Annotated in this window: 24 protein-coding genes and 1 pseudogene; 15 read left to right on the plus strand and 10 right to left on the minus strand. The window is 59.8% G+C overall.

The window, feature by feature from the left end:
• Positions 1 to 41: 41 nt before the first annotated feature.
• Positions 42 to 1,616 (plus strand): phospholipase D family protein, encoded by a 1,575-nt coding sequence (locus AC3IT6_RS28425; protein WP_489353823.1) that lies wholly within the window; start codon positions 42 to 44, stop codon positions 1,614 to 1,616.
• 61 nt (positions 1,617 to 1,677) lie between these two features.
• Here the strand turns inward: AC3IT6_RS28425 and AC3IT6_RS28430 are convergent, their stop codons facing one another.
• Positions 1,678 to 2,823 (minus strand): MFS transporter, encoded by a 1,146-nt coding sequence (locus tag AC3IT6_RS28430; RefSeq protein ID WP_489353824.1) that lies wholly within the window; start codon positions 2,821 to 2,823, stop codon positions 1,678 to 1,680.
• A gap of 190 nt (positions 2,824 to 3,013) precedes the next feature.
• Positions 3,014 to 4,507, minus strand: coding sequence for an aldehyde dehydrogenase (locus tag AC3IT6_RS28435; protein WP_489353825.1), 1,494 nt, complete (start codon positions 4,505 to 4,507; stop codon positions 3,014 to 3,016).
• Positions 4,508 to 4,731: 224 nt separating this feature from the next.
• On the opposite strand from AC3IT6_RS28435, the gene AC3IT6_RS28440 reads away from it, so the two are divergent.
• Together AC3IT6_RS28440 and AC3IT6_RS28445 are read left to right on the plus strand one after the other, a co-directional pair.
• Entirely contained in the window at positions 4,732 to 5,094 is a 363-nt protein-coding gene (locus AC3IT6_RS28440; RefSeq protein ID WP_489353826.1) for a cupin domain-containing protein, read from the plus strand.
• A 168-nt stretch (positions 5,095 to 5,262) separates the two neighbouring features.
• Entirely contained in the window at positions 5,263 to 5,481 is a 219-nt protein-coding gene (locus tag AC3IT6_RS28445) for a peptidase inhibitor (protein WP_150753847.1), read from the plus strand.
• A gap of 95 nt (positions 5,482 to 5,576) precedes the next feature.
• Here the strand turns inward: AC3IT6_RS28445 and rpmG are convergent, their stop codons facing one another.
• Positions 5,577 to 5,732, minus strand: coding sequence for a 50S ribosomal protein L33 (rpmG, locus tag AC3IT6_RS28450; protein WP_003177274.1), 156 nt, complete (start codon positions 5,730 to 5,732; stop codon positions 5,577 to 5,579).
• An 11-nt stretch (positions 5,733 to 5,743) separates the two neighbouring features.
• Positions 5,744 to 5,977, minus strand: coding sequence for a 50S ribosomal protein L28 (gene rpmB, locus AC3IT6_RS28455; RefSeq protein WP_007975166.1), 234 nt, complete (start codon positions 5,975 to 5,977; stop codon positions 5,744 to 5,746).
• A 446-nt stretch (positions 5,978 to 6,423) separates the two neighbouring features.
• On the opposite strand from rpmB, the gene AC3IT6_RS28460 reads away from it, so the two are divergent.
• Positions 6,424 to 8,010: an ABC transporter substrate-binding protein gene (locus tag AC3IT6_RS28460; RefSeq protein WP_489353827.1), complete on the plus strand. Its 1,587-nt coding sequence runs from the start codon at positions 6,424 to 6,426 to the stop codon at positions 8,008 to 8,010.
• Between the two features lie 131 nt (positions 8,011 to 8,141).
• Here the strand turns inward: AC3IT6_RS28460 and radC are convergent, their stop codons facing one another.
• Positions 8,142 to 8,816 carry a RadC family protein gene (gene radC, locus AC3IT6_RS28465; RefSeq protein WP_489353828.1) on the minus strand — a complete coding sequence of 225 codons (675 nt, stop codon included), beginning with the start codon at positions 8,814 to 8,816 and terminating at the stop codon, positions 8,142 to 8,144.
• Between the two features lie 136 nt (positions 8,817 to 8,952).
• Here radC and coaBC point away from each other — a divergent pair, with 136 nt between their 5' ends.
• The 4 genes and pseudogenes from coaBC to argB all read left to right on the plus strand — a co-directional run bounded on the left by coaBC (position 8,953) and on the right by argB (position 13,179).
• A complete protein-coding gene (gene coaBC / locus AC3IT6_RS28470) occupies positions 8,953 to 10,161 on the plus strand; it encodes a bifunctional phosphopantothenoylcysteine decarboxylase/phosphopantothenate--cysteine ligase CoaBC (RefSeq protein WP_489353829.1) in 1,209 nt (402 codons plus the stop codon).
• A 5-nt stretch (positions 10,162 to 10,166) separates the two neighbouring features.
• Positions 10,167 to 10,622: a dUTP diphosphatase gene (gene dut, locus AC3IT6_RS28475; RefSeq protein WP_007975171.1), complete on the plus strand. Its 456-nt coding sequence runs from the start codon at positions 10,167 to 10,169 to the stop codon at positions 10,620 to 10,622.
• Positions 10,623 to 10,879: 257 nt separating this feature from the next.
• A pseudogene (locus tag AC3IT6_RS28480) lies at positions 10,880 to 12,256 on the plus strand (phosphomannomutase/phosphoglucomutase); the annotation flags it as partial.
• Between the two features lie 17 nt (positions 12,257 to 12,273).
• Positions 12,274 to 13,179, plus strand: a complete 906-nt coding sequence (gene argB, locus AC3IT6_RS28485) for an acetylglutamate kinase (protein WP_008047078.1) — start codon at positions 12,274 to 12,276, stop codon at positions 13,177 to 13,179.
• Between the two features lie 168 nt (positions 13,180 to 13,347).
• On the opposite strand, the gene pyrE is transcribed toward argB, so the two are convergent.
• A complete protein-coding gene (gene pyrE, locus AC3IT6_RS28490) occupies positions 13,348 to 13,992 on the minus strand; it encodes an orotate phosphoribosyltransferase (RefSeq protein ID WP_011336558.1) in 645 nt (214 codons plus the stop codon).
• Between the two features lie 82 nt (positions 13,993 to 14,074).
• Here pyrE and crc point away from each other — a divergent pair, with 82 nt between their 5' ends.
• Positions 14,075 to 14,854, plus strand: a complete 780-nt coding sequence (gene crc / locus AC3IT6_RS28495; protein ID WP_003176915.1) for a catabolite repression control protein Crc — start codon at positions 14,075 to 14,077, stop codon at positions 14,852 to 14,854.
• Positions 14,855 to 14,961: 107 nt separating this feature from the next.
• On the opposite strand, the gene gltS is transcribed toward crc, so the two are convergent.
• The 3 genes from gltS to rph form a co-directional block, all read right to left on the minus strand.
• Positions 14,962 to 16,167 (minus strand): sodium/glutamate symporter, encoded by a 1,206-nt coding sequence (gene gltS / locus AC3IT6_RS28500; RefSeq protein ID WP_489353831.1) that lies wholly within the window; start codon positions 16,165 to 16,167, stop codon positions 14,962 to 14,964.
• 383 nt (positions 16,168 to 16,550) lie between these two features.
• Complete coding sequence (locus AC3IT6_RS28505; protein WP_103395943.1) at positions 16,551 to 16,919, minus strand: DUF4870 domain-containing protein; 369 nt, start codon at positions 16,917 to 16,919, stop codon at positions 16,551 to 16,553.
• A gap of 28 nt (positions 16,920 to 16,947) precedes the next feature.
• Positions 16,948 to 17,670 (minus strand): ribonuclease PH, encoded by a 723-nt coding sequence (gene rph / locus AC3IT6_RS28510; protein ID WP_007989575.1) that lies wholly within the window; start codon positions 17,668 to 17,670, stop codon positions 16,948 to 16,950.
• A 268-nt stretch (positions 17,671 to 17,938) separates the two neighbouring features.
• Between rph and AC3IT6_RS28515 the strand changes: the two genes are divergently transcribed.
• The 6 genes from AC3IT6_RS28515 to AC3IT6_RS28540 all read left to right on the plus strand — a co-directional run bounded on the left by AC3IT6_RS28515 (position 17,939) and on the right by AC3IT6_RS28540 (position 23,244).
• Entirely contained in the window at positions 17,939 to 18,802 is an 864-nt protein-coding gene (locus AC3IT6_RS28515; RefSeq protein ID WP_489353832.1) for a YicC/YloC family endoribonuclease, read from the plus strand.
• A 13-nt stretch (positions 18,803 to 18,815) separates the two neighbouring features.
• Positions 18,816 to 19,436, plus strand: coding sequence for a guanylate kinase (gene gmk, locus AC3IT6_RS28520; RefSeq protein ID WP_489353833.1), 621 nt, complete (start codon positions 18,816 to 18,818; stop codon positions 19,434 to 19,436).
• A 167-nt stretch (positions 19,437 to 19,603) separates the two neighbouring features.
• Complete coding sequence (rpoZ, locus tag AC3IT6_RS28525) at positions 19,604 to 19,867, plus strand: DNA-directed RNA polymerase subunit omega (RefSeq protein ID WP_007921129.1); 264 nt, start codon at positions 19,604 to 19,606, stop codon at positions 19,865 to 19,867.
• A 57-nt stretch (positions 19,868 to 19,924) separates the two neighbouring features.
• Positions 19,925 to 22,030: a bifunctional GTP diphosphokinase/guanosine-3',5'-bis pyrophosphate 3'-pyrophosphohydrolase gene (gene spoT, locus AC3IT6_RS28530; RefSeq protein ID WP_008047084.1), complete on the plus strand. Its 2,106-nt coding sequence runs from the start codon at positions 19,925 to 19,927 to the stop codon at positions 22,028 to 22,030.
• Between the two features lie 24 nt (positions 22,031 to 22,054).
• Entirely contained in the window at positions 22,055 to 22,435 is a 381-nt protein-coding gene (locus AC3IT6_RS28535; protein WP_003229509.1) for a RidA family protein, read from the plus strand.
• Between the two features lie 68 nt (positions 22,436 to 22,503).
• On the plus strand, positions 22,504 to 23,244 hold the full coding sequence (locus AC3IT6_RS28540) for a hypothetical protein (protein WP_489353834.1): 741 nt from the start codon (positions 22,504 to 22,506) through the stop codon (positions 23,242 to 23,244).
• A 128-nt stretch (positions 23,245 to 23,372) separates the two neighbouring features.
• On the opposite strand, the gene AC3IT6_RS28545 is transcribed toward AC3IT6_RS28540, so the two are convergent.
• A complete protein-coding gene (locus AC3IT6_RS28545) occupies positions 23,373 to 24,230 on the minus strand; it encodes an SDR family oxidoreductase (RefSeq protein WP_489353835.1) in 858 nt (285 codons plus the stop codon).
• Between the last annotated feature and the right edge of the window lie 46 nt (positions 24,231 to 24,276).

Consider the following 24,276-nt stretch of genomic DNA (forward strand, 5'->3'; position numbering starts at 1 on the left):
GTCCATATGCCTATCTGCGCCGCCAAACGGAACGATCCTACGTGAGAGTCAGACAGCCCCCGCTTGCTCTTCTGCTACTCGCCGCGTTCCTGGGCGGTTGCTCCAGCTTCGACGTTCAGCGTGTGCCGAGCCAGGCGCTGCCGGCTGCAGGCTCCGCATTCGGTCGCTCGGTCCTGGCGCAAGCCGCACCCTACAACGGACAATCGGGTTTTCGCCTGCTATCGGACAGCACCGAGGCCTTCACCGCCCGCGCCGAACTGATCCGTAACGCCCAAAGCAGCCTCGACTTGCAGTACTACATCGTGCACGACGGCATCAGCACGCGCATGTTGATTGAGGAGTTACTCAAAGCCGCCGACCGGGGCGTCCGGGTGCGGGTGCTGCTCGACGACACCGCCAGCGACGGCCTGGACCAGGTCATTGCCACCCTCGCCGCGCATCCGAACATCCAGATCCGCGTGTTCAACCCGCTGAACCTGGGCCGCAGTACGGGGGTGACACGCACCGTGGGCCGGCTGTTCAACCTGTCGCAACAGCATCGACGCATGCACAACAAGTTGTGGCTGGCGGACAACAGCATGGCCATCGTCGGCGGGCGTAATCTGGGGGACGAGTATTACGATGCCAAGCCCAACATGAATTTCACCGATATCGACATGCTCAGTGTCGGCCCGGTCGCCGAGCAACTCGGGCACAGTTTCGACCAGTACTGGAACAGCGCCCTGAGCAAGCCGATCGACGAATTCCTGTCGAGCAAACCCACACTCCGGGACCTGGAAAACACCCGTACCCGACTGGAAGAGTCCCTGGCGGAGACACGCAAGCAGAATCACGCGCTCTACAAACACTTGATGACCTTCACCACCCACCCACGCCTGGACATCTGGCGCCGCGAACTGATCTGGGCCTGGAACCAGGCATTGTGGGATGCGCCGAGCAAGGTACTGGCCAAGGGCGAACCCGATCCGCAGTTGCTGCTGACTACGCAACTCGCGCCTGAACTCAATAACGTCAGCAAAGAGCTGATCATGATCTCGGCCTACTTTGTGCCCGGCCAGCCGGGGCTGGTGTACCTGACCGGGCGCGCCGATGCCGGCGTTTCCGTGAGTTTGCTGACCAATTCACTGGAAGCCACGGATGTTCCGGCGGTGCACGGTGGTTACGCGCCCTATCGCAGGGCGCTGCTGGAGCACGGCGTAAAGCTGTACGAATTGCGTAGCCAACCCGGCGAGGAAGGCGGCAGCGGTAGCGGGCCGCATCTGTTTTCCAGCAGCGCCTATCACAGCTCTGACTCCAGCCTGCACAGCAAGGCGATGATCTTCGACCAGCAGAAGTCCTTTATCGGCTCGTTCAATTTCGATCCGCGCTCGGTGCTGTGGAACACCGAAGTCGGCGTGCTGGTGGACAGTCCGGAATTGGCTGCACGGGTCCGAGAACTGGCGCTGCAGGGTATGGCACCGGCCCTGAGTTATCAGGTGGAGTTGGAAAACGGTCAGATCGTCTGGACCACCGAAGACGACGGAAAAATGCACACCCTGGCCAAGGAGCCAGGGAGTTGGTGGCGGCGCTTCAATGCGTGGATGAGCAATACGGTTGGGCTGGAGAAGATGTTGTAGCCAGCCGATGATCCATTGTGGCGAGGGAGCTTGCTCCCTCGCCACAGTTTTTTGTAGTTCTTCAGGCTGGTTCTGCAGCCGCGCCAAACGCCCCTTGCCGCGACACCACAATCAACACACCCAAGGCCCCCACCGCCATCAGCAACGGTAACGCATGGCCGTTGATCCACTGGCTGCCGGCCCCCGCCAGCAGCGGCCCGATCAGGCAACCTATCCCCCACAGTTGGGCGATGTGCGCGTTAGCCCGCACCAGCGCATCGTCACGATAACGCTCGCCGATCAGGATCAACGACAAGGTGAACAACCCGCCAGCGCTGGCGCCGAACAGCACCCACAATGGCCAGATCAGCAGCGTGTCGATCAGCAGCGGGATTGCCAGGCTCGACATCAGCAGGACCACCGCACAGCCGCTGAACAACGCACGCCGTGACAAGCGATCGGCCAACGCACCAATCGGCAACTGCAGCACCGCATCGCCGACCACCACCGTACTGACCATCGCCAGCGCGATCTCCGTGGTGAAGCCCTGACGCAGGCAATAGACCGGCAACAGCGTCAGAATCATCGCCTCGAACGCGGCGAACAGCGACACCGCCCAGGCAATCGCCGGCAGGCCACGACAGAACTCAAGCAAATCACGCAGGGTCACGCTGCTGGCTTCACTGCTTGGCGCACCACTGCGGCCCAGCAACAGGAACGGTGCAGCCATCAGCAAACCGACACCCACCCAAAAGCCATAGTCGTGCTCGGTACCGAGGAACCCCAGCAACACCGGCCCTGCCAGCTGACTCAATGCATAGCTGCTGCCATACAGTGCCACCAACCGCCCGCGCCACTGCTCGACCACCAGTTGATTGATCCAGCTTTCACCGATGATGAATACGAGGGTCAGGATCACCCCGATCATCAGCCGCAGCACCAACCAGATCGGATAGCTCGGCAACAGCGCCAGCAAACCGATCGAAACCGCCCCGGCCCACAGGCACAGGCGCATCAGATTGGCCGTGCCGAATCGCGCTGCCAGATGGCTGGAGATTTTCGCCCCCAGCAGGACACCGATGGCCGGCATCGCGGCCATCACGCCAATAGCAAACGAGCCGTAGCCCCAGCTTTCCAGGCGAAACGACACCAGCGGCATGCTGACACCCAGGGCCAGGCCGACACTCAGGACAGATGCCAAAACGGCGAAATACGTCGCCCAACGCATGTTCCACGCTCCTGTGGATTGTTATTTTTTGAGGCCATACAAAACAATGTGGGAGCGGGCTTGCCCGCGAAGAGGTCATCACATCCAACATCAACGTTGGCTGATACACCGCCTTCGCGAGCAAGCCCGCTCCCACAAGGGATCTGCGTCGTTCGGGAGGCCCGCTCTACAACAGACCTCCCTTAACGGCTTACAACTTGATCCAGGTCGCCTTCAGCTCGGTGTACTTGTCGAAAGCATGCAGCGATTTATCGCGACCGTTGCCGGACTGCTTGAAGCCACCGAACGGTGCGGTCATGTCGCCGCCATCGTACTGGTTGACCCACACGCTACCGGCACGCAGTGCGCGGGCGGTGAGGTGAGCCTTGGAAATGTCGGCCGTCCAGACCGCAGCAGCCAGGCCGTACGGCGTGTCGTTGGCGATCGCGACGGCTTCTTCGGCGTTGTCGAATGCAATGACCGACAGTACCGGGCCGAAGATTTCTTCCTGGGCGATTTTCATCGCATTGCTCACGCCATCGAAAATCGTCGGCTCAACGTAAGTGCCGCCAGTTTCCTGGAGCGTACGCTTGCCACCGGCCACCAGCTTGGCACCGTCGGCATGACCGGACTCGATGTAGGACAGCACGGTGTTCATCTGCTGGGTATCGACCAGCGCACCAACGTTGGTCGCCGGATCCAGCGGGTTGCCCGGCTTCCAGGCTTTCAGCGCTTCGATCACCAGCGGCAGGAATTTGTCCTTGATCGAACGCTCCACCAGCAGGCGCGAACCGGCGGTGCAGACTTCGCCCTGATTGAAGGCGATGGCGCCAGCTGCGGCTTCGGCAGCGTCTTGCAGGTTCGGCGCATCGGCGAACACGATGTTCGGGCTCTTGCCGCCGGCTTCGAGCCAGACTCGCTTCATGTTCGACTCGCCGGAGTAGATCAGCAGCTGCTTGGCGATTTTGGTCGAACCCGTGAACACCAGGGTATCGACGTCGTTGTGCAGGGCCAGGGCCTTGCCGACGGTGTGGCCATAACCCGGCAGCACGTTCAGCACGCCTTTCGGGATGCCGGCTTCGACAGCCAGTTCAGCGATGCGAATGGCGGTCAGCGGGGATTTTTCGGACGGCTTGAGGATCACCGAGTTACCGGTGGACAGCGCAGGACCGAGTTTCCAGCACGCCATCATCAGCGGGAAGTTCCACGGCACGATGGCGCCAACAACACCCACCGGCTCACGGGTCACCAGACCTAGCTGGTCGTGCGGGGTGGCCGCTACTTCGTCGTAGATCTTGTCGATGGCTTCGCCGCTCCAGCTCAGGGCTTGCGCCGCGCCGGGAACGTCGATGTACAGGGAATCGCTGATCGGCTTGCCCATGTCCAGGGTTTCAAGCAGAGCCAACTCTTCGGCGTGCTGTTTCAGCAGGCCGGCGAAACGGATCATGGTGGATTTGCGCTTGGTCGGCGCCAGGCGCGACCAGACACCGGAATTGAAGGTGGCGCGAGCGTTTTCCACAGCGCGCTGGGCATCGGCGGCGTCACAGCTGGCAATCTTGCCCAGCAGACGGCCATCGACCGGGCTGATGCACTCGAAAGTCTCGCCGGAAACGGCGGCGGTGTATTCGCCATTGATATAGGCGCGGCCTTCGATTTTCAGGTCGCGGGCACGTTGCTCCCAGTCGGCACGGGTCAGGGTGGTCATGCGAGTGTCCTCCTCTTATTGATACGACACCCGCGTTCTTCGCGGGCGCTGTCAGGAATTCTGCCCGGCCAGCCTGCTTTTCGGCCCAAGGCATCCACCACCCTAAACCAGCCGCATATGAAGTTTCAATATATTTGACAAAACGCTGGCAAACGGCCTTGCGATGTTCATTTTAATAAACATAGACTTTGAGCCTTTCTACGTAATCACGGGAGATAACAACAATGAATATCCAGAACGTCGTCGACTTCAGCCAAGCCACCACCGCCGCCGAACGCTACCGCCCGGACCCGGCCAAAGTGCTCAAGGGTAACCCGGAGCAAGCGGCTTACAACCACTACAAAAGCCCTTGTGGCCAGTTGAATGCTGGCGTGTGGGAAAGTGAAGTCGGGCAGTGGGCGGTGAACTTCACCGAGCACGAATACTGCGAGATCCAGCAAGGGGTTTCGGTGCTACGTGACAGCGAGGGCAATGCCAAGACCCTGCGCGCAGGCGACCGCTTCGTGATCCCTGCCGGCTTCAAGGGCACCTGGGAAGTGCTGGAGCCGTGCCGCAAGATCTACGTGGCGTTTGAACAGAAGGCTTGAACCCACATCGAAACAGTCGCTGACACTCTGCCGCTGGCCCAGGGCAGCGACACCGGGTAAGACTTGCTGACAGGTGCCACGTATTTCATCGTCGGGACGGTAACGCACAGGACGTGCTGCCACCCGGCGACGCAGGCGCCCCAACCAACAGTCATGCAAGGAGGCAACATGCCAGTCTTACCCGATCAATGCGATCTCGCCATCGCCCAATACACCATCGGCCAGAAATGCACCCCGCAACTGCTTGAAGAAGTTCGCGCCCTGGCCAATGGCGCGCCAGTGCGAGCCACTGGACCGAAGTACCCTTCGAGCTGGGACCTGCGCCCGCGACGTATCAACCTGCATACCAATGCCGACAGAATCATCGTCAGCATCAACTGCGGCTGATTCGTTTCGGTACTGACAAAACAACTTGATTCCCGCGCAACAAAAAAGGCCCGTATCTCGCGATACGGGCCTTTTTCGTAAGAGGGAAAAATCAATTACTTGATTTTGCCTTCTTTGTAGATCACGTGCTTGCGAACAACCGGATCATATTTCTTGATCTCGATTTTGTCCGGGGTAGTACGCTTGTTCTTGTCGGTAGTGTAGAAGTGACCAGTACCGGCGCTCGAAATCAAACGAATCAATTCACGCATGATTAGCTCCCTTAAACCTTGCCATCGCGGCGAAGTTCGGCCAGCACGACAGTGATGCCACGCTTGTCGATGATACGCATGCCTTTGGCAGATACGCGCAGACGCACAAAACGTTTCTCTTCTTCAACCCAGAAGCGGTGATGCTGCAGGTTCGGCAGGAAACGACGACGGGTTTTGTTGTTTGCGTGGGAAATGTTATTCCCGGTTACCGGACCCTTACCGGTAACTTGACATACTCTAGACATGCCTCAGCCCTCTAAAACCACATGCCCAACCCGGCATGGGTTGGCCGCTTAATCTCTCAGTCATTTGGCGCCAGGCGCCGCGTTTCTTTAGAGGTCTTACCGGCTACACCTACAGTGAAGGAACCGGGCCCCTAGAAAAGAGCGCTGCTTTATACCAGAAAGACTGGAGAGCAACAACATTCAGTGTGCGTAGAATTCACAAAAACCCCGTTTTCCGGGCTCCGAGCGCCTTGGACAAAGGCTATCGTCGATGGCGACCGCTCGTCGCAGAGAATCGCTCATCGAGCCAACCAGGGGTTTTGCTCAACCGCTGCACAGCAAAATCTGGCGCCTATAGTCCCCCCAAAATGAAAAAGGGGATAGTCATTTGCAAAAGAGCCCACTAGGGTAAGCCTTTTCCAGACTGCACTTGCAGATGGGCCTTCGACCTGTAAAGGAAGCCGACCATGCGCCTTGCTGCCCTACCGCTGTTGCTCGCCCCGCTTCTGCTGAGTCCACAGGCCTTTGCCGCCGCCCTGAGCGTCTGCACCGAGGCCAGCCCTGAAGGGTTCGACGTGGTGCAGTACAACTCGCTGACCACCACCAACGCCTCGGCCGATGTGCTGATGAACAGCCTGGTGGACTTCGACACGGCCAGTGGCAAAGTGGTCGCCAGCCTCGCCGACAGCTGGGAAGTCAGCCCCGACGGCCTGACCTACGTCTTCAAGTTGCACCCACAGGTGAAATTCCATCGCACGGAGTACTTCACCCCGACGCGTGACTTGAGCGCCGAGGACGTGATTTTCAGCTTCGACCGCATGCTCGACCCGGCCAATGCGTGGCACAAAGTCGCCCAGAGCGGCTTCCCGCATGCGCAATCGATGCAGTTGCCTGCACTGATCAAGAAGATCGACGCCCTCGATCCGCAGACCGTGCGCTTCACCCTCGACCACCCGGACTCGACCTTCCTGGCGACCCTGACCATGGGCTTCGCCTCGATCTATTCGGCCGAATACGCCGACAAACTGATGAAGGCCGGCACACCCGAGAAGCTCAACAGCCAGCCGATCGGCACGGGGCCGTTCGTTTTCACCCGTTTCCAGAAGGACGCCTCGGTTCGCTACAAAGCCAACCCAGAATACTTCGGCGGCAAACCTTCTGTAGATCCGCTGATCTTCGCCATCACCCCCGACGCCAATGTGCGCCTGCAGAAATTGCGCCGTAATGAATGCCAGATCGCCCTGTCGCCCAAGCCTCTGGACGTACAGGAAGCGCTGAAAGAGCCGACGCTGAAAGTCGAAAAGACTGACGCATTCATGACCGCATTCGTCGGCATCAACAGTCAGCATCCGCCACTGGACAAGCCTGAAGTCCGCCAGGCCATCAACCTTGCTTTCGACAAGGCCAACTATGTCAAAGCCGTGTTCGAAGACACTGCCGAGGCGGCCAACGGTCCGTACCCGCCCAACACCTGGAGCTACGCGAAAGGCCTGCCGGGTTACCCTCACGACATCGCCAAGGCCAAAGCCTTGATGGCCAAGGCCGGACTCAAGGACGGCTTCCAGACCACCATCTGGACCCGCCCTTCCGGCAGCCTGCTCAACCCCAACCCAAGCCTTGGCGCTCAACTGCTTCAATCTGACCTCGCGGAAATCGGCATTCAGGCTGAAATCCGCGTGATCGAATGGGGCGAGCTGATTCGCCGCGCCAAGGCCGGTGAGCACGACTTGCTGTTCATGGGCTGGGCTGGCGACAACGGCGACCCGGACAACTTCCTCACGCCGCAGTTCTCCTGCGCCGCAGTCAAGTCCGGCACCAACTTCGCCCGCTACTGCAATCAGGACCTGGACAAGCTGATCAGCGCCGGCAAGACCACCGGCGAGCAAGGTGTGCGCAGCAAGCTCTACGAACAGGCCCAGGCGCAGATCCAGCAGCAGGCGCTGTGGCTGCCCCTGGCCCACCCGACTGCGTTCGCGCTGACACGCAAGGATGTCGAGGGGTATTCGGTCAGCCCGTTCGGGCGGCAGGACTACTCCAAGGTCAACCTCAAGTAACTCGCCTCAACACAAAACCTTGTGGGAGCGGGCTTGCTCGCGATGGTCGTGAACGATAACGCGGGTAGCCAGACACCCTGCAGCGTTCTCGGGTTTATCGCGAGCAAGCTCGCTCCTACAGGGGCCATGCACTACATCCACCCATACTCCGCCATCGACAACGGATCGCCGTCTCCAATGATGAAATGGTCGAGCACCCGCACGTCAATCAACTCCAGCGCCTTTTGCAGGCGCTTGGTCAGCACCCGGTCGGACTGACTGGGGTCGGTGTTGCCCGAAGGATGGTTGTGGCAGAGGATCAATGCCGCTGCGTTGTTGGCCAAGGCGCGCTTGACCACCTCTCGCGGATGAACGCTGGTGTTGTCGATGGAGCCGCGAAACAGCGTCTCATACGCCAGTACCTGATGCCTGGAATCGAGAAACAGGCAACCAAACACCTCGTGTGGCTCGTGGCGCAGCATCGATTTCAGGTACTCGCGAACCGCGCGCGGATTTTCCAGTGCCGATTTTTGGCGTGCACGCTCGGCCAGATGACGCCTGCTCATTTCTTGCGCAGCCTGCAACTGTGCAAATTTCGCCGGCCCAAGTCCCAACTGCTTGCTGAAGGTTTCCTGATCGGCCTCAAGCAGCAAACGCAGGCCGCCAAACTGATTCAACAGGTGTCGCGCCAAATCTACGGCGCTTTTACCTACCACGCCTGTACGTAAAAAGATCGCCAGCAACTCGGCGTCCGAAAGGCTTCCCGCGCCCTGTTCAAGCAACCTCTCCCGCGGCCGTTCCGCCGCCGGCCAATCGCGAATACTCATAGCACCTCCCTGTCTGTGGGCACCGCTGTTCCGTAGCGGTCGCTGTGATATCGTAGCCCATCTTTTTTTGCGGGCGAATTCATCCTGGGGAGGGGGTTTCGCTACGTATGTCACCAACGAATTGAAAGGCAGGCCTATGCAGCGGCTGTATCGGAAACGCATTGTTCTGGGCGTCGGCGGCGGTATCGCTGCCTACAAAAGCGCCGACCTGGTTCGCCGCCTGATCGATCAGGGCGCCGAAGTGCGCGTGGTCATGACCCGTGGCGGCGCAGAGTTCATCACCCCGCTGACCATGCAGGCCCTGTCCGGGCACCCGGTCCACCTGGACCTGCTGGACCCGGCGGCCGAAGCGGCCATGGGCCACATCGAACTGGCCAAATGGGCCGATCTGGTGCTGATCGCTCCCGGCACCGCAGACCTGATCGCCCGCCTGGCCCAAGGCATTGCCAATGATCTGCTGACCGCGCTGGTGCTGGCCACCGACGCAGTGGTCGCCGTTGCACCGGCAATGAACCAGGCCATGTGGCGCGATCCGGCGACCCAGGCCAACCTGCAAACCCTCGAAAGCCGCGACATCAAGGTCTTCGGCCCGGCCTCCGGCAGCCAGGCCTGCGGCGACGTCGGCCTGGGGCGCATGCTCGAAGCCCTTGAACTGGCCCAGTGCGCCGCCGACTGCTTCCAGCGTCGGGCACTGACCGGCAAACACGTGCTGATCACCGCCGGCCCGACCCAGGAAAACATCGACCCGGTGCGCTACATCACCAACCACAGCTCCGGAAAAATGGGCTTTGCCCTGGCCGAAGCTGCCGTGGAAGCCGGTGCCCGCGTAACCCTGATCACCGGTCCCGTGCACCTGCAGACCCCGGATCGTGTCACCCGCATCGACGTGGTCAGCGCCCGCGACATGCTGGCCGCCTGCGAAGCGGCGATCCCTTGCGACCTGTTCATCGCCTCGGCAGCAGTCGCGGACTACCGCCCGGAAGTCGTTGCCCCACAGAAACTCAAGAAAGATCCTACGAACGGCGACGGCTTGTTGCTACAGATGGTGCGTAATCCGGACATCCTGGCCACCATCGCCACCCGCCCCGACCGTCCGTTCAGTGTCGGTTTCGCCGCCGAGACCGAACACCTGCTCGATTACGCTGCACGCAAGTTGAAAGACAAGAACCTCGATCTGATCGTCGCCAACGACGTCGCCAATCCGAGCATTGGCTTCAACAGCGAAGAAAACGCCTGCAGCGTCATCGACCGTGAGCTTCACGCCACACTCTTCGCCCAGACCAGCAAGAGCAAGATTGCTCGCCAGCTGATCACTTTTATCGCCGAACGTCTGAACCAGGTTTAATTTACATGCACGCTTTGCAAGCCAAGATCCTCGACCCCCGCATCGGTACCGAATTCCCGCTGCCGCAATACGCCACACCAGGCTCCGCCGGCCTCGACCTGCGCGCCATGCTGGAACAGGACACCGTGATCAAGCCGGGTGAAACCGTGCTGATTCCCACCGGCCTGTCGGTCTATATCGGTGACCCGAACCTGGCAGCGCTGATTCTGCCGCGCTCGGGGATGGGCCATAAGCACGGCATCGTGCTGGGCAACCTGGTGGGGCTGATCGACTCCGACTACCAGGGCCCATTGATGGTCTCTTGCTGGAACCGTGGCCAGACCGAATTCACCATGCCGGTCGGCGAGCGTCTGGCACAACTGGTGCTGGTGCCGGTGGTGCAGGCCCACTTCGAGATGGTTGAAGAGTTTGTTGAAACCGAGCGCGGCACTGGCGGTTTCGGCCATACCGGTACCCGTTGATTCGATAGAGATCCATTGTGGCGAGGGAGCTCGCCACAAAATTCAAAATGTCATCTTCAAGGTTTAGCTCCGAAAATCAAGGCATTGCCCGGTCAATCCCCCGCCGCCAGGGGCGTCATGGCCATTTCATACCACGAACTCTCTGTGGAAAACGCCGTCATACCCTTCAGTTTGAACCTGCCGCCAAATGAACCGGCGGCCTGTCCAGTCACTTTCGAGATGGAGCATTTCCACAGATGAACACCCCGGCCAAAGTCGCACCCAAGTTCCCTGACAGCATCTTCCGCGCCTACGACATCCGCGGCACCGTCCCGGAATTCCTGAACGCTGAAACCGCTTACTGGATCGGCCGCGCCGTCGGCTCCCAAAGCCTGGCCCAGGGCGAGCCAAACGTATCCGTCGGTCGCGATGGCCGTCTGTCCGGCCCGGAACTGGTCGCACAACTGATCAAAGGCATCGCCGACAGCGGCTGCCACGTCAGTGATGTCGGCCTGGTCCCGACTCCGGCGCTCTACTACGCCGCCAACGTACTGGCCGGCAAATCCGGTGTGATGCTCACCGGCAGCCACAACCCGTCGAACTACAACGGCTTCAAGATCGTCATTGCCGGCGACACCCTGGCCAACGAACAGATCCAGGCCCTGCACGACCGCCTCAAGACCAACGACCTGAGCAGCGGCCAGGGCAGCATCACCCAGGTCGAGATCCTCGACCGCTACACCACCGAAATCGTCCAGGACATCAAGCTGGCCCGTCGCCTGAAAGTGGTCGTCGACTGCGGCAACGGCGCGGCCGGCGTGATCGCCCCGCAACTGATCGAAGCGCTGAACTGCGAAGTCATCCCGCTGTTCTGCGAAGTGGACGGCAACTTCCCGAACCACCACCCGGACCCGGGCAAGCCTGAAAACCTCGTGGACCTGATCAATAAGGTCAAGGAAACCAAGGCCGACATCGGCCTGGCCTTCGATGGCGATGGCGACCGCGTCGGCGTGGTGACCAACACCGGCAGCATCGTCTACCCGGACCGCCTGCTGATGCTGTTCGCCCGCGACGTCGTGGCGCGCAACCCGGGCGCCGAGATCATCTTCGACGTCAAATGCACCCGCCGCCTGTTTGCGCTGATCAAGGAATACGGCGGCCGGTCGTTAATGTGGAAGACCGGTCACTCGTTGATCAAAAAGAAAATGAAACAATCCGGCGCCCTGCTGGCTGGCGAAATGAGCGGGCACATCTTCTTCAAGGAGCGCTGGTTCGGTTTCGACGACGGCATCTACAGCGCCGCACGCTTGCTGGAGATCCTCAGTAAGGAGAAATCCTCGGCCGAAGAGCTGTTCGCGACCTTCCCGAACGATATTTCTACGCCGGAAATCAATATCCATGTGACCGAAGAGAGCAAATTCAGCATCATTGATGCATTGCACGATGCACAGTGGGGCGAAGGCGCTGACCTGACCACCATTGACGGCGTGCGAGTCGACTATGCCAAAGGCTGGGGCCTGGTACGCGCATCCAACACCACACCGGTGTTGGTGCTGCGTTTCGAGGCCGATGACGAGGCTGAATTGCAGCGCATCAAGGACGTTTTCCACGCCCAGTTGAAGCGTGTTGCACCTGATCTCCAACTACCGTTCTGATTCACCCGGAGCCCTAAATGACCCTCGAACGCGAAGCCGCCGCCAACACCGCCAAGGTCCTGTCCGAAGCGCTGCCTTACATCCGCCGTTATGTCGGCAAGACACTGGTGATCAAATACGGCGGCAACGCGATGGAAAGCGAGGAGCTGAAAACCGGCTTCGCCCGCGACATCGTGCTGATGAAGGCCGTGGGTATCAACCCGGTGGTGGTTCACGGTGGCGGCCCGCAAATCGGTGACCTGCTAAAGCGCCTGTCGATCGAGAGCCATTTCGTCGACGGTATGCGCGTCACCGATGCCGCGACCATGGACGTGGTGGAAATGGTCCTCGGCGGCCAGGTCAACAAGGACATCGTCAACCTGATCAACCGTCATGGCGGCAGCGCTATCGGCCTGACCGGTAAAGACGCCGAGCTGATTCGCGCGAAGAAGCTCACCGTTACCCGTCAGACGCCGGAAATGACCACCCCGGAAATCATCGACATCGGCCATGTGGGCGAAGTAGTTGGCATCAATACCGACCTGCTGAACCTGCTGGTCAAGGGCGATTTCATTCCGGTGATCGCGCCAATCGGCGTCGGCGCCAACGGCGAGTCGTACAACATCAACGCCGACCTGGTGGCCGGTAAAGTCGCCGAAGCGTTGAAAGCCGAGAAGCTGATGCTGTTGACCAACATCGCCGGCCTGATGGACAAGTCGGGCACGGTCCTGACCGGCCTGACAACCCAGCAAGTCGACGACCTGATCGCCGACGGCACCATCTACGGCGGCATGCTGCCGAAGATCCGCTGCGCACTGGAAGCGGTCCAGGGCGGTGTGGGCAGCTCGCTGATCATCGACGGTCGCGTGCCGAACGCGATCCTGCTGGAAATCTTCACCGATACCGGCGTGGGCACCCTGATCAGCAATCGCAAGCGTCCTTAAGCGATAGCGCATACAAAAAAGACCCCGCTCGGCCTGGCTGAGCGGGGTCTTTTTCATACGGCGACAATGTGGGAGCGGGCTTGCCCGCGATAGCAATCTATCAACCAACATCCCTGTCGACTGACACTACGTCATCGCGGGCAAGCCCGCTCCCACAGGGATCTGTGGTCAGACACCAAACTGCGCGCGGTAGGCTTCCACGGCTGGCAGATGCTGCTTGAGCTGCGGATCATCAGCCAGAAACTCCAGCACCTGATTCAGCGAAACGATGCTGATGACCGGAATGCCAAAGTCACGCTCGACTTCCTGGATCGCCGACAACTCGCCGTTGCCACGCTCCTGACGGTTCAGGGCGATCAGCACGCCGGCGGCCTTGGCGCCGTCCTGGGAAGCGATGATTTGCATCACTTCACGGATCGCGGTGCCGGCGGTGATCACGTCGTCGATGATCAGAACGTCGCCAGTCAGCGGTGCGCCAACCAGGCTGCCGCCTTCGCCGTGGGCCTTGGCTTCCTTGCGGTTGAAGCACCATGGCAGGTCACGGTTGTGATGCTCGGCCAGGGCCACGGCGGTGGTCGCCGCCAACGGGATGCCTTTGTAGGCCGGGCCGAACAGCACGTCGAAGGGAATGCCGCTTTCGGCGATAGCTGCGGCGTAGAAGCGCCCCAGCTGCGCCAGGGCCGAACCCGAGTTGAACAAGCCGGCGTTGAAGAAGTAAGGACTGGTACGCCCGGACTTCAGGGTGAACTCACCGAAGCGCAAAACGCCGCGATCGATGGCAAAACGAATGAAATCGCGCTGATACGCTTGCATGAAAAAAACCCCAAATACCACGGATTTAGCTAATTAGCTTGACGCCGTGTATCATACACGCACGCGATTTTTGGGGCCATTTATGCGGATCATCAGTGTGAACGTCAATGGTATTCAGGCTGCAGTCGAGCGTGGTTTGCTCAGTTGGCTGCAAGCACAGAATGCCGACGTCATCTGCCTGCAGGACACCCGTGCCTCCGCCTTTGAACTGGATGACCCAGCCTTCCAACTGGATGGCTACTTCCTTTATGCCTGCGATGCTGAAGTCCCTGCCCAAGGCGGCGTGGCTTTGTATTCGCGGTTGCAACCGAAGGCTGTCATCAGCGGTCTCGGTTTCGAGACGGCCGACCGCTACGGGCGCTACCTGCAAGCCGATTTCGACAAGGTCAGCATCGCGACCTTGCTGCTCCCTTCGGGGCAGAACGGCGATGAAGACTTGAACCAGAAGTTCAAGCTAATGGACGACTTCGCCCGTTATCTGGATAAACAGCGGCGCAAACGTCGCGAGTACATTTATTGTGGCTCGCTGTACGTGGCGCAACAGAAGCTGGATATCAAGAACTGGCGCGACAGCCAGCAATCTCCGGGCTTCCTGGCACCTGAACGTGCCTGGATGGACGAAATTGTCGGCAACATGGGTTATGTCGACGCCCTGCGGGAAGTCAGCCGTGAAGGCGACCAGTACAGCTGGTGGCCGGACAACGAACAGGCGGAGATGCTCAACCTCGGTTGGCGCTTCGACTATCAGTTGCTGACCCCGGGCCTGCGCCGCTTCGTACGCAGCGCACGCCTGCCACGCCAGCCGCGGTTCTCGCAACACGCACCGCTGATCGTAGACTACGACTGGACGCTGACGATCTAAGTGATTTTTCACTGGACGTCCTGATAGACAGTTGAAAAAAATGCCCGTATCGCAAGATACGGGCATTTTTTATGCGTTCTATTCAGGGGGTCCCAACGGCCTGAACTTCAAACCGCGGCGAAAAACGGCAGTGCAAGGTACAACTTGATGACGATGACATTAATGATGTCGATGAAGAAAGCACCCACCATTGGCACCACCAGGAACGCTATCTGAGAAGGCCCATAGCGCTGTGTCACCGCTTGCATATTGGCGATGGCCGTTGGCGTGGCACCCAGTCCAAAACCGCAATGCCCTGCCGCCAATACAGCCGCGTCGTAGTTACTGCCCATCATCCTGAATGTCACAAAAATCGCAAACAGGGCCATGACCAATGTTTGCGCAGCCAGGATGATAAAGATCGGCAACGCCAGTGCAGCCAGATCCCACAACTTGAGCGACATCAGAGCGATTGCCAAAAACAGCGACAAACTGACATTCCCCAGCACGGAGACTTCTCGCTCAAACACCTGATACACACCAAGCGCCGAAAGCCCGTTCCGTAAAAGCACGCCCACGAACAACACACAAACAAACGTCGGCAACTCAAATGCGGTTCCCTGAAGCCACCCATTCAGGAGTGAGCCCGCCAGCAGGCTGACAGCGATCAAAGCCAGTGTCTCGACTAGCGAAAACGACGTGATCGAGCGCTCTTTGTTCGGTTGTTCAAAGCCCTTGGGCAGCCGTGGCTTTTCCTGCTCGCAGCCGGGTGTCTGAACACGACTGATGAGCAGGCGGGCAACAGGCCCACCAATCAAGCCGCCCAGCACCAGGCCAAACGTTGCAGAAGCCATTGCCAACTCAGAGGCAGAGGCCAGACCGAACTTCTCGCTGAACGTCGCCCCCCATGCAGCACCTGTACCGTGACCGCCTGCCAGAGTAATCGAGCCTGTCAACAAGCCCATCAACGGATCGAGCCCCAACGCCGTTGCGAGCCCGATGCCCATGGCATTCTGGATCACCAGAAGTCCGACAACCGCCAGCAGAAAGATCCCCACTATGCGTCCGCCCTTCTTCAGGCTGGCGAAGTCTGCGCTCAAGCCAATCGTGGCAAAAAACGCCAACATCAAGGGAGTTTGCAGCGAGGTATCAAATCGGATTTCAATATCGAGGGTTCTCAAAGCCAGAAGACCCAAGGCAACCACCAGACCGCCCGCTACAGGTTCCGGGATATTATAAGTACGTAAAAAACCGACACGCGAGACAAGAGCGCGCCCCAACAAAAGCACTAAAGAGGCGGCGACAAGTGTTCCATAAAAATCGAGCTGAAGCATTTGGGATATTCTTGCTTTTACATTCAGGGGCGAACTTTTTACCTGGACACGCCTCTTGAACAGGTTGATCAATCTCAACACTGACTAGTATTAGATTCAGAGGCCGTCAATGGTCCGAATATATCGAGATATTTCTTTATAAATATTACTCGCGGCAACTTTATCAATCGCCAAGTCTCATTGCCAAGCACGCAAGCGGGACTGCGCCTTGCAGTTTGTGACTAAACGTGTAAGAAACTTTATTTGCACGAATGAACTTCGTTTGAATAGCGAGCGACCAAGTACGCAACATTAGAGATTAATCTGATTGCAAAAAAACAAATGCCCCAACATGTTGGGGCATTTGTATTGAACTGCGCTTAAAACAACATCAGCGTCCTGGCTTACTTGATCAACCGCCAGGTGAACGGATACCGGTAAGGCTGCCCTTCATTGGCCTTCACCCCGGCGATGATCGTCAGCACCAGCGCACCGATCGCGATCAGGCCAAACAGGAAGAACCCGATAATCAACAGCATCAGCAGGAAGCAGATAGCCGAGGCGATCGCGACGGTGATTTGGAAGTTCAGCGCTTCCTTGCCCTGGGCATCAATGAACGGGTCCATCTCGCGCTTCATCTGCCAGAGAATCAGCGGGCCGATGATCGTGCCAAACGGAATCCAGATCCCCAGCAAGGCGGACAAGTGGCAAAACATGGCCCACTGACGCACCTCTTGGCTCGGCGTGGGCAGCGGCAGTTGCTCGTCACTCATGGTGTCCTCCTTGCCTGGAGCAGTCCGGTCAGTCGGCCAGTGCGGCCTTTTGCAGTTCGAAGATCTCGTTCATGCCTTTCTTGGCCAGTTCAAGCATCGCGTTCAGCTCTTCAGGCTGGAACGGCGCGCCTTCGGCAGTGCCCTGGACTTCGATGAAACCGCCAGCGCTGGTCATCACCACGTTCAGGTCAGTCTCGGCGGCCGAGTCTTCCAGGTAATCGAGGTCGAGCACAGGCTCCCCTTTGTACATGCCCACGGAAACCGCAGCGATCATTTGCTTGACCGGGTCGCCGCCCTTCAGGCCGCCACGCTTCTTGATCACTTTCAAGGCATCGATCAGTGCAACCATGGAGCCGGTGATCGAAGCCGTGCGGGTGCCGCCATCGGCCTGGATCACGTCGCAGTCGACGTACAGGGTGACGTCACCCAGCTTGGACATGTCCAGCGCAGCGCGCAGGGAACGACCGATCAGACGCTGGATTTCCAGGGTGCGGCCGCCTTGCTTGCCACGGCTGGCTTCACGCTGGTTACGCTCGCCGGTAGCGCGCGGCAGCATGCCGTACTCGGCGGTCAGCCAACCCTGGCCCTGGCCTTTCAGGAAACGCGGTACGCCCGGTTCAACGCTGACGGTGCAGATGACCTTGGTATCGCCGAACTCGACCAGCACAGAACCCTCGGCGTGTTTGGTGTAGTTGCGGGTGATGCGGATCGAGCGGAGCTGATCGGCAGCGCGACCACTTGGACGTATCATAGGGAGTACCTGTACTGGGGACGGAAAACTGCGGAGCATTATAGAGCCGACGGCCGCCACTGGGCACTTCTAAAAAATTCCGCCGACGACCGAGGGCTCTGCACAGCGCGTCAGTGCAGGTCTGCCGCTCTTTGTCACACCGTGTGTTTGGGCGCATCCGCGCCACTGCGCTACAATCCTGCGCCTTTGCTGCCAGTCGGCTTTAATTCATTGATATCGGATTCCCGGAACCTCGGTTCTGTGCCGATCTGCCTTGCGAGGTACCTCCATGGTGCACAGCATGACCGCCTTCGCCCGCGTCGAGAAAGCCGGCGCCCAGGGCACCCTGAGCTGGGAACTGCGCTCGGTCAACAGCCGCTACCTGGAACCCCACCTGCGCCTGCCGGAATCCTTCCGCGATCTCGAGGGCGCTGTTCGTGAAGCCCTGCGCCAGGGTGTATCGCGGGGCAAGCTCGAATGCACCCTGCGCTTCACCGAGGAAAACACCGGCAAAGCACTGCAAATCGATCAGGAGCGCGCCGCGCAACTGGTCGCCGCCGCCGAGACCATCGCCAGCCTGATCAAGAACCCGGCAGCGCTGAACCCGCTGGAAGTCCTGGCCTGGCCCGGCGTACTGGTAGGCGACGCCACCGACCCGCAAGCCTTGAACGCCGAAGCGCTGGCACTGTTCAATCAGGGCCTCAAGGAACTGAAGGCCGGCCGCGAGCGCGAAGGCGCGGAGCTGGCGCGGCTGATCAACGAGCGCCTGAGCTCCATTGAAGAAGACGTGGTGACCTTGCGCGAGCTGGTCCCGCAAATGCTCGCCACCCAGCGCCAGAAAGTCCTCGACCGCTTCGCCGACATGAAAGCCGAGATGGATCCGCAGCGCCTGGAGCAGGAAATGGTCATGCTCGCGCAAAAAAGCGACGTCGCCGAAGAACTGGATCGCCTGAGTACTCACATCATCGAAGTTCGCCGGGTGCTCAAATCCGGCGGTGCCGCCGGTCGGCGCCTGGACTTCCTGATGCAGGAACTCAACCGCGAAGCCAATACACTGGGCTCCAAAGCCTTCGACCCGCGCAGCACCCAGGCTGCGGTCAACCTCAAGGTGTTGATCGAGCAGATGCGCGAACAAGTGCAGAATATTGAGTAAGGCTACCCCCGACATGACACACAGCACCGGCACCCTGTACATCATTTCCGCCCCTTCGGGCGCGGGCAAGAGCAGTCTGGTCAAGGCCCTGACCGACGCAAATCCGGAGATCCGCGTCTCGGTCTCCCACACCACCCGCGCCATGCGCCCCGGTGAAGTGAATGGCGTGAACTATCACTTCGTCGACCGCAGCGAGTTCGTGAAGATGATCGAGCACGGGGATTTCCTCGAGCGCGCCGAAGTGTTCGGCAATCTCTACGGCACTTCGCAAAGCCACCTGCAGCAGACCCTGGACGAAGGCCACGACCTGATTCTGGAAATCGACTGGCAGGGTGCCGAGCAAGTGCGCAAGCTGATGCCTCAGGCCCGCTCGATCTTCATTCTGCCGCCGTCATTGCAGGCCCTGCACCAGCGTCTGACCAATCGCGGCCAGGACAGTGACGAGATCATTGACGGCCGGATGCGCGAAGCCGTCAGCGAAATGAGCCACTACGTCGACTACGACTACCTGATCTTCAACGACGATTTCGCCCACGCGCTGCACGACCTGAAGGCGATTTTCCGCGCCAATCAGCTGATCCAGAAGCGTCAGCAGCAGCGTCACGGCAAATTGCTGGCTGAATTGCTCGGTTAATCAGCTCTTCCCAAAACCGCTGCAAGGGCTTTACATTGGCACTTGCAGCGCGTTGAAGGGCTTGGTCAAAAAATCAGCGCTTCCCTAAACGCTGGTGATTTTTTAAACTGTTGAGTCCGCTCGCCCATCCGGGCAGCGCGCATATTGCATTTGCTACGAGGAAGACCATGGCCCGCGTAACCGTTGAAGACTGCCTAGAACACGTGGATAACCGCTTTGAGCTGGTCATGCTCTCTACCAAGCGTGCCCGTCAACTGGCCACCGGCGGCAAAGAGCCGAAAGTAGCATGGGAAAACGACAAGCCTACCGTCGTCGCCCTGCGCGAAATCGCTGAAGGCCTGATCGACTACGCAGCTATCGCTGAAGCCGAAATCGTTGAAGATGAACCGCTTTTTGCTGCATTCGAGGACGAGTCCAACGAGGCCGTCTAAGCCTATGCCTGGTCGACGTAGCACGGCGCGGGATAAAAGCTTACGGCAGGAGACATCATGCCGAGCATAGACGCCCTCGCCGATCGCTTATCGACCTACCTCGGCAAAGACCAGGTCAACCTGGTCCGCCGAGCGTATTTCTACGCCGAACAAGCCCACGACGGCCAACGCCGCCGTAGCGGCGAGGCGTACGTCACGCACCCCCTTGCGGTTGCGAATATTCTTGCCGACATGCACATGGACCATCAGAGCCTGATGGCTGCGATGCTGCATGACGTGATCGAAGACACCGGTATTGCCAAGGAAGCGCTGCAAGCGCAGTTCGGCGAAACCGTGGCCGAACTGGTCGACGGGGTCAGCAAACTGACCCAGATGAACTTCGAGACCAAGGCCGAGGCACAAGCCGAAAACTTCCAGAAAATGGCCATGGCCATGGCCCGCGACATTCGCGTGATCCTGGTCAAGCTGGCCGACCGCCTGCACAACATGCGCACGCTGGAAGTGCTGTCCGGTGAAAAACGCCGGCGCATCGCCAAGGAAACCCTGGAAATCTATGCGCCCATCGCCAATCGGCTGGGCATGCACGCCATCCGCATAGAATTCGAAGACCTCGGCTTCAAGGCCATGCACCCGATGCGTTCCGCGCGGATCTACCAGGCGGTCAAACGCGCCCGTGGCAACCGCAAGGAAATCGTCAACAAGATCGAAGAATCCTTAAGCCACTGCCTGGCCATCGATGGCATCCAGGGCGAGGTCAGCGGTCGCCAGAAACACCTCTACGGCATCTACAAGAAAATGCGCGGCAAGCGTCGGGCCTTCAACGAGATCATGGACGTCTACGCGTTCCGGATCATCGTCGACAAGGTCGATACCTGCTACCGCGTGCTAGGCGCTGTTCATAATTTGTACAAACCGTTGCCGGGGCGCTTCAAGGATTACATCGCGATCCCCAAGGCCAACGGCTATCAGTCGCTGCACACCACGCTGTTCGGCATGCACGGTGTTCCGATCGAGATCCAGATCCGCACCCGTGAAATGGAAGAGATGGCCAACAACGGCATCGCCGCCCATTGGCTGTACAAGTCCAGCGGCGACGAGCAGCCGAAAGGCACCCATGCCCGAGCACGCCAGTGGGTCAAGGGCGTGCTGGAAATGCAGCAACGCGCCGGCAACTCGCTGGAATTCATCGAAAGCGTGAAGATCGACCTGTTCCCGGACGAGGTCTACGTGTTCACGCCCAAAGGCCGGATCATGGAGCTGCCCAAGGGCTCCACGGCGGTCGACTTCGCTTACGCGGTTCACACCGACGTCGGCAACAGCTGCATTGCATGCCGGATCAATCGTCGTCTCGCGCCGCTGTCCGAACCGCTGCAAAGCGGCTCCACGGTCGAGATCGTCAGCGCCCCCGGCGCGCGGCCGAACCCGGCCTGGCTCAATTTCGTGGTCACCGGCAAGGCGCGCACGCACATCCGCCATGCACTGAAACTGCAACGCCGCTCCGAATCCATCAGCCTCGGCGAGCGCCTGCTGAACAAGGTCCTCAACGGTTTCGACAGCTCGCTGGAGAAAATCCCGGCCGAGCGCGTCAAGGCCATGCTCGTCGAGTACCGCCTGGAACTGATCGAAGACCTGCTGGAAGACATCGGCCTGGGCAATCGCATGGCCTATGTGGTGGCCCGCCGCCTGCTCGGCGAAGGCGAACAATTGCCAAGCCCGGAAGGCCCGCTGGCGATTCGCGGCACCGAAGGCCTGGTACTCAGTTACGCCAAGTGCTGCACGCCGATCCCGGGCGACCCGATTGTCGGTCACCTGTCCGCCGGCAAAGGCATGGTCGTGCACCTGGACAACTGCCGCAACATCAGCGAAATCCGCCACAACCCGGAAAAATGCATCCAGCTCTCGTGGGCCAAGGATGTCACCGGCGAATTCAACGTCGAACTGCGTGTCGAGCTGGAACACCAGCGTGGCCTGATCGCCTTGCTGGCCAGCAGCGTCAATGCGGCCGACGGCAACATCGAGAAAATCAGCATGGACGAACGCGATGGTCGCATCAGCGTGGTCCAGTTGGTGGTCAGCGTGCACGATCGCGTGCACCTGGCCCGCGTGATCAAGAAACTGCGCGCCTTGACCGGGGTGATTCGCATCACCCGCATGCGCGCCTAAGCCCCTAATTACAAGGAGTCCTACATGACCAAGACTGTTATCACCAGCGACAAGGCCCCGGCCGCCATCGGTACTTACTCCCAGGCGATCAAGGCAGGCAACACCGTTTACATGTCGGGTCAGATTCCCCTGGACCCAAAAACCATGGAACTGGTTGAAGGCTTCGAAGCCCAGACCGTCCAGGTGTTCGAGAACCTCAAGGCAGTGGCTGAAGCCGCTGGCGGTTCGTTCAAGGACATCGTCAAGCTGAACATCTTCCTCACCGACCTAAGCCACTTCGCCAAGGTCAACGAGATCATGGGCAAGTACTTCGACCAGCCTTACCCTGCCCGCGCCGCCATCGGCGTAGCAGCCCTGCCAAAGGGTTCGCAGGTTGAAATGGATGCCATCCTGGTCATCGAGTAATGCGTACGGCGCAGCCTCGAGCTGCGCCGACTGCTCTGCTGTAAAGAATGCTTGAAAGGATTCCACCCATGCGCAACGCGCTTGCTCTCTCGCTGCTCGCCCTGTTCCTGGGCGGATGTGCCAGCAACCCTGCCGACCGAGATATCAGCGGCACCTGGATCAACCAGGTGGCGATCGATGCTGCCGCCAAAGGCGTCCCCCTGCGCGAAGCGCTCCAGGCCTATGGCCCCAACCTGGAATGGGACATCAACACCAAGGCCGGTCAGGCCCGCTACACCAACGGTTTTGAAAATGTCGACGGCAAGCTGCTGGGTGAAGAGTCCGGCGCCTGGAAAGTCGACTTTTATGGCAGCTCGGCCAGTGAGCTGAAGCGTGACGGCAAGCAACTGAGCCAGTCCGCCAGCGACAATGAGCCTGAGCAAGTCTTCGACCGCGTACAGATCCAGGTACCGGATGGCGCACCGATGGGCGCCAGCTTCGAACGTGCGCTGTATTCAGCCTACATGGGCGGCGGCTGGACAATCGTCAACGGACCAGGCGAAGGCAGCACGGTTCAATTCCAGGCCGACGGCCAGGTGACCGGCCTGCCAGGCAGCGATCGCTATGCGTTGTGCCTGGCCGGTGATTGCGCATCCATGAGCGGTGGCAATGACAACATGTGGCTGCAACTCAATGGCCAGGGCAACGCCTGGATCTTTGCGCGCAAGGGCAAAGAGCTGGAGATTTTCCAGACCGTGAACACGGCGCAGGTGGACGAGATGCCCTCGTTCACCCCGGGTGAGCGCAAGTGGTTGCTCGAGAAGCAGTAAGCAACGCTTAACCCCCTGTGGGAGCGAGCTTGCTCGCGATGAGGCCATAACATCCAACATCATCGTTGACTGTTATGCCGCCATCGCGAGCAAGCTCGCTCCCACAGTTGTTTCAGAGTGCCTGAACGTCAGCAGCGCCCTTCAATGATCGCCGCATACCCCTCGCGAAAACTCGGATACTTCGGCGTCCAGCCCAACGCCTTGGCCCGCGCATTACTGCAGCGCTTGCTGCCAGTGCGCCGCACGCTGTCGTCATCGGCCCATTCAGTCACACCCAGATACTCACGCAACCAGCCCACCACATCGGCCAGCGCTGCCGGCGCGTCATCGACGCCGATGTAGATATCATCCAGCGCCACCCCACGCCGATCCGCCTCAAGCAGGCACCCGATCAACCCGGCGGCATCGTCGGCATGAATCCGATTGGCATACAAAGGCGGCTCGACCGCCACGCGATAACCCCGGCGCACCTGGGTCAGCAGCCATTCACGGCCGGGGCCGTAAATGCCAGTCAGACGCACGATGCTCGCCGGAATGCCGCTTTTGAGGGCAAGTTGCTCGGCTTCGAGCATCACACGCCCAGAATAGCCCGCCGCCACGGCCGGTGAGGCCTCGTCGACCCATTCGCCATTCTGCTGACCGTAGACACTGCTACTGGAAACAAACAACAGGCGACTGGGCATCTGCCCGTAGTCGTCCAGCCACTCCAGCACATGCTCCAGGCCCTGGACATACGCAGCGCGGTAGCCGGCTTCGTCGTGATCGGTGGCCGCGGCGCAATACACCAGGTAATCCACAGCGCCGATTGGCCAGGTAGCCGGGCAGTCTTTGTTGAACAGGTCACCGGCCACGCCGATGACACCCTTGGGCAGGCGTGAAACGTCGCGTCGCAGGCCATGGACCTCCCACCCCGCCGCCAGCAATTGTGTGGCCAGGCGGCTGCCGACATCACCGCAGCCGGCGATCAAAACAGTAGGCGCAGACATCAGAAAACTCCCATCGGAAAGCCACAGACTAGCGCCGGCAATAGAC

The organism is Pseudomonas sp. KH_017, assembly GCF_057840285.1.

Excerpts from the sequence above, each read along its gene's own strand:
- AC3IT6_RS28440 (WP_489353826.1), top strand. The coding sequence starts at position 4,732 with ATGAATATCCAGAACGTCGTCGACTTCAGCCAAGCCACCACCGCCGCC.
- AC3IT6_RS28540 (WP_489353834.1), top strand. The coding sequence starts at position 22,504 with ATGCGCAACGCGCTTGCTCTCTCGCTGCTCGCCCTGTTCCTGGGCGGA.
- AC3IT6_RS28460 (WP_489353827.1), top strand. The coding sequence starts at position 6,424 with ATGCGCCTTGCTGCCCTACCGCTGTTGCTCGCCCCGCTTCTGCTGAGT.
- AC3IT6_RS28515 (WP_489353832.1), top strand. The coding sequence starts at position 17,939 with ATGGTGCACAGCATGACCGCCTTCGCCCGCGTCGAGAAAGCCGGCGCC.
- rpoZ (WP_007921129.1), top strand. The coding sequence starts at position 19,604 with ATGGCCCGCGTAACCGTTGAAGACTGCCTAGAACACGTGGATAACCGC.
- AC3IT6_RS28535 (WP_003229509.1), top strand. The coding sequence starts at position 22,055 with ATGACCAAGACTGTTATCACCAGCGACAAGGCCCCGGCCGCCATCGGT.
- AC3IT6_RS28545 (WP_489353835.1), bottom strand. The coding sequence starts at position 24,230 with ATGTCTGCGCCTACTGTTTTGATCGCCGGCTGCGGTGATGTCGGCAGC.
- radC (WP_489353828.1), bottom strand. The coding sequence starts at position 8,816 with ATGAGTATTCGCGATTGGCCGGCGGCGGAACGGCCGCGGGAGAGGTTG.
- spoT (WP_008047084.1), top strand. The coding sequence starts at position 19,925 with ATGCCGAGCATAGACGCCCTCGCCGATCGCTTATCGACCTACCTCGGC.
- gltS (WP_489353831.1), bottom strand. The coding sequence starts at position 16,167 with ATGCTTCAGCTCGATTTTTATGGAACACTTGTCGCCGCCTCTTTAGTG.
- rpmB (WP_007975166.1), bottom strand. The coding sequence starts at position 5,977 with ATGTCTAGAGTATGTCAAGTTACCGGTAAGGGTCCGGTAACCGGGAAT.
- pyrE (WP_011336558.1), bottom strand. The coding sequence starts at position 13,992 with ATGCAAGCGTATCAGCGCGATTTCATTCGTTTTGCCATCGATCGCGGC.
- dut (WP_007975171.1), top strand. The coding sequence starts at position 10,167 with ATGCACGCTTTGCAAGCCAAGATCCTCGACCCCCGCATCGGTACCGAA.
- AC3IT6_RS28445 (WP_150753847.1), top strand. The coding sequence starts at position 5,263 with ATGCCAGTCTTACCCGATCAATGCGATCTCGCCATCGCCCAATACACC.
- AC3IT6_RS28505 (WP_103395943.1), bottom strand. The coding sequence starts at position 16,919 with ATGAGTGACGAGCAACTGCCGCTGCCCACGCCGAGCCAAGAGGTGCGT.
- coaBC (WP_489353829.1), top strand. The coding sequence starts at position 8,953 with ATGCAGCGGCTGTATCGGAAACGCATTGTTCTGGGCGTCGGCGGCGGT.
- AC3IT6_RS28430 (WP_489353824.1), bottom strand. The coding sequence starts at position 2,823 with ATGCGTTGGGCGACGTATTTCGCCGTTTTGGCATCTGTCCTGAGTGTC.
- rph (WP_007989575.1), bottom strand. The coding sequence starts at position 17,670 with ATGATACGTCCAAGTGGTCGCGCTGCCGATCAGCTCCGCTCGATCCGC.
- gmk (WP_489353833.1), top strand. The coding sequence starts at position 18,816 with ATGACACACAGCACCGGCACCCTGTACATCATTTCCGCCCCTTCGGGC.
- rpmG (WP_003177274.1), bottom strand. The coding sequence starts at position 5,732 with ATGCGTGAATTGATTCGTTTGATTTCGAGCGCCGGTACTGGTCACTTC.
- AC3IT6_RS28435 (WP_489353825.1), bottom strand. The coding sequence starts at position 4,507 with ATGACCACCCTGACCCGTGCCGACTGGGAGCAACGTGCCCGCGACCTG.
- argB (WP_008047078.1), top strand. The coding sequence starts at position 12,274 with ATGACCCTCGAACGCGAAGCCGCCGCCAACACCGCCAAGGTCCTGTCC.
- crc (WP_003176915.1), top strand. The coding sequence starts at position 14,075 with ATGCGGATCATCAGTGTGAACGTCAATGGTATTCAGGCTGCAGTCGAG.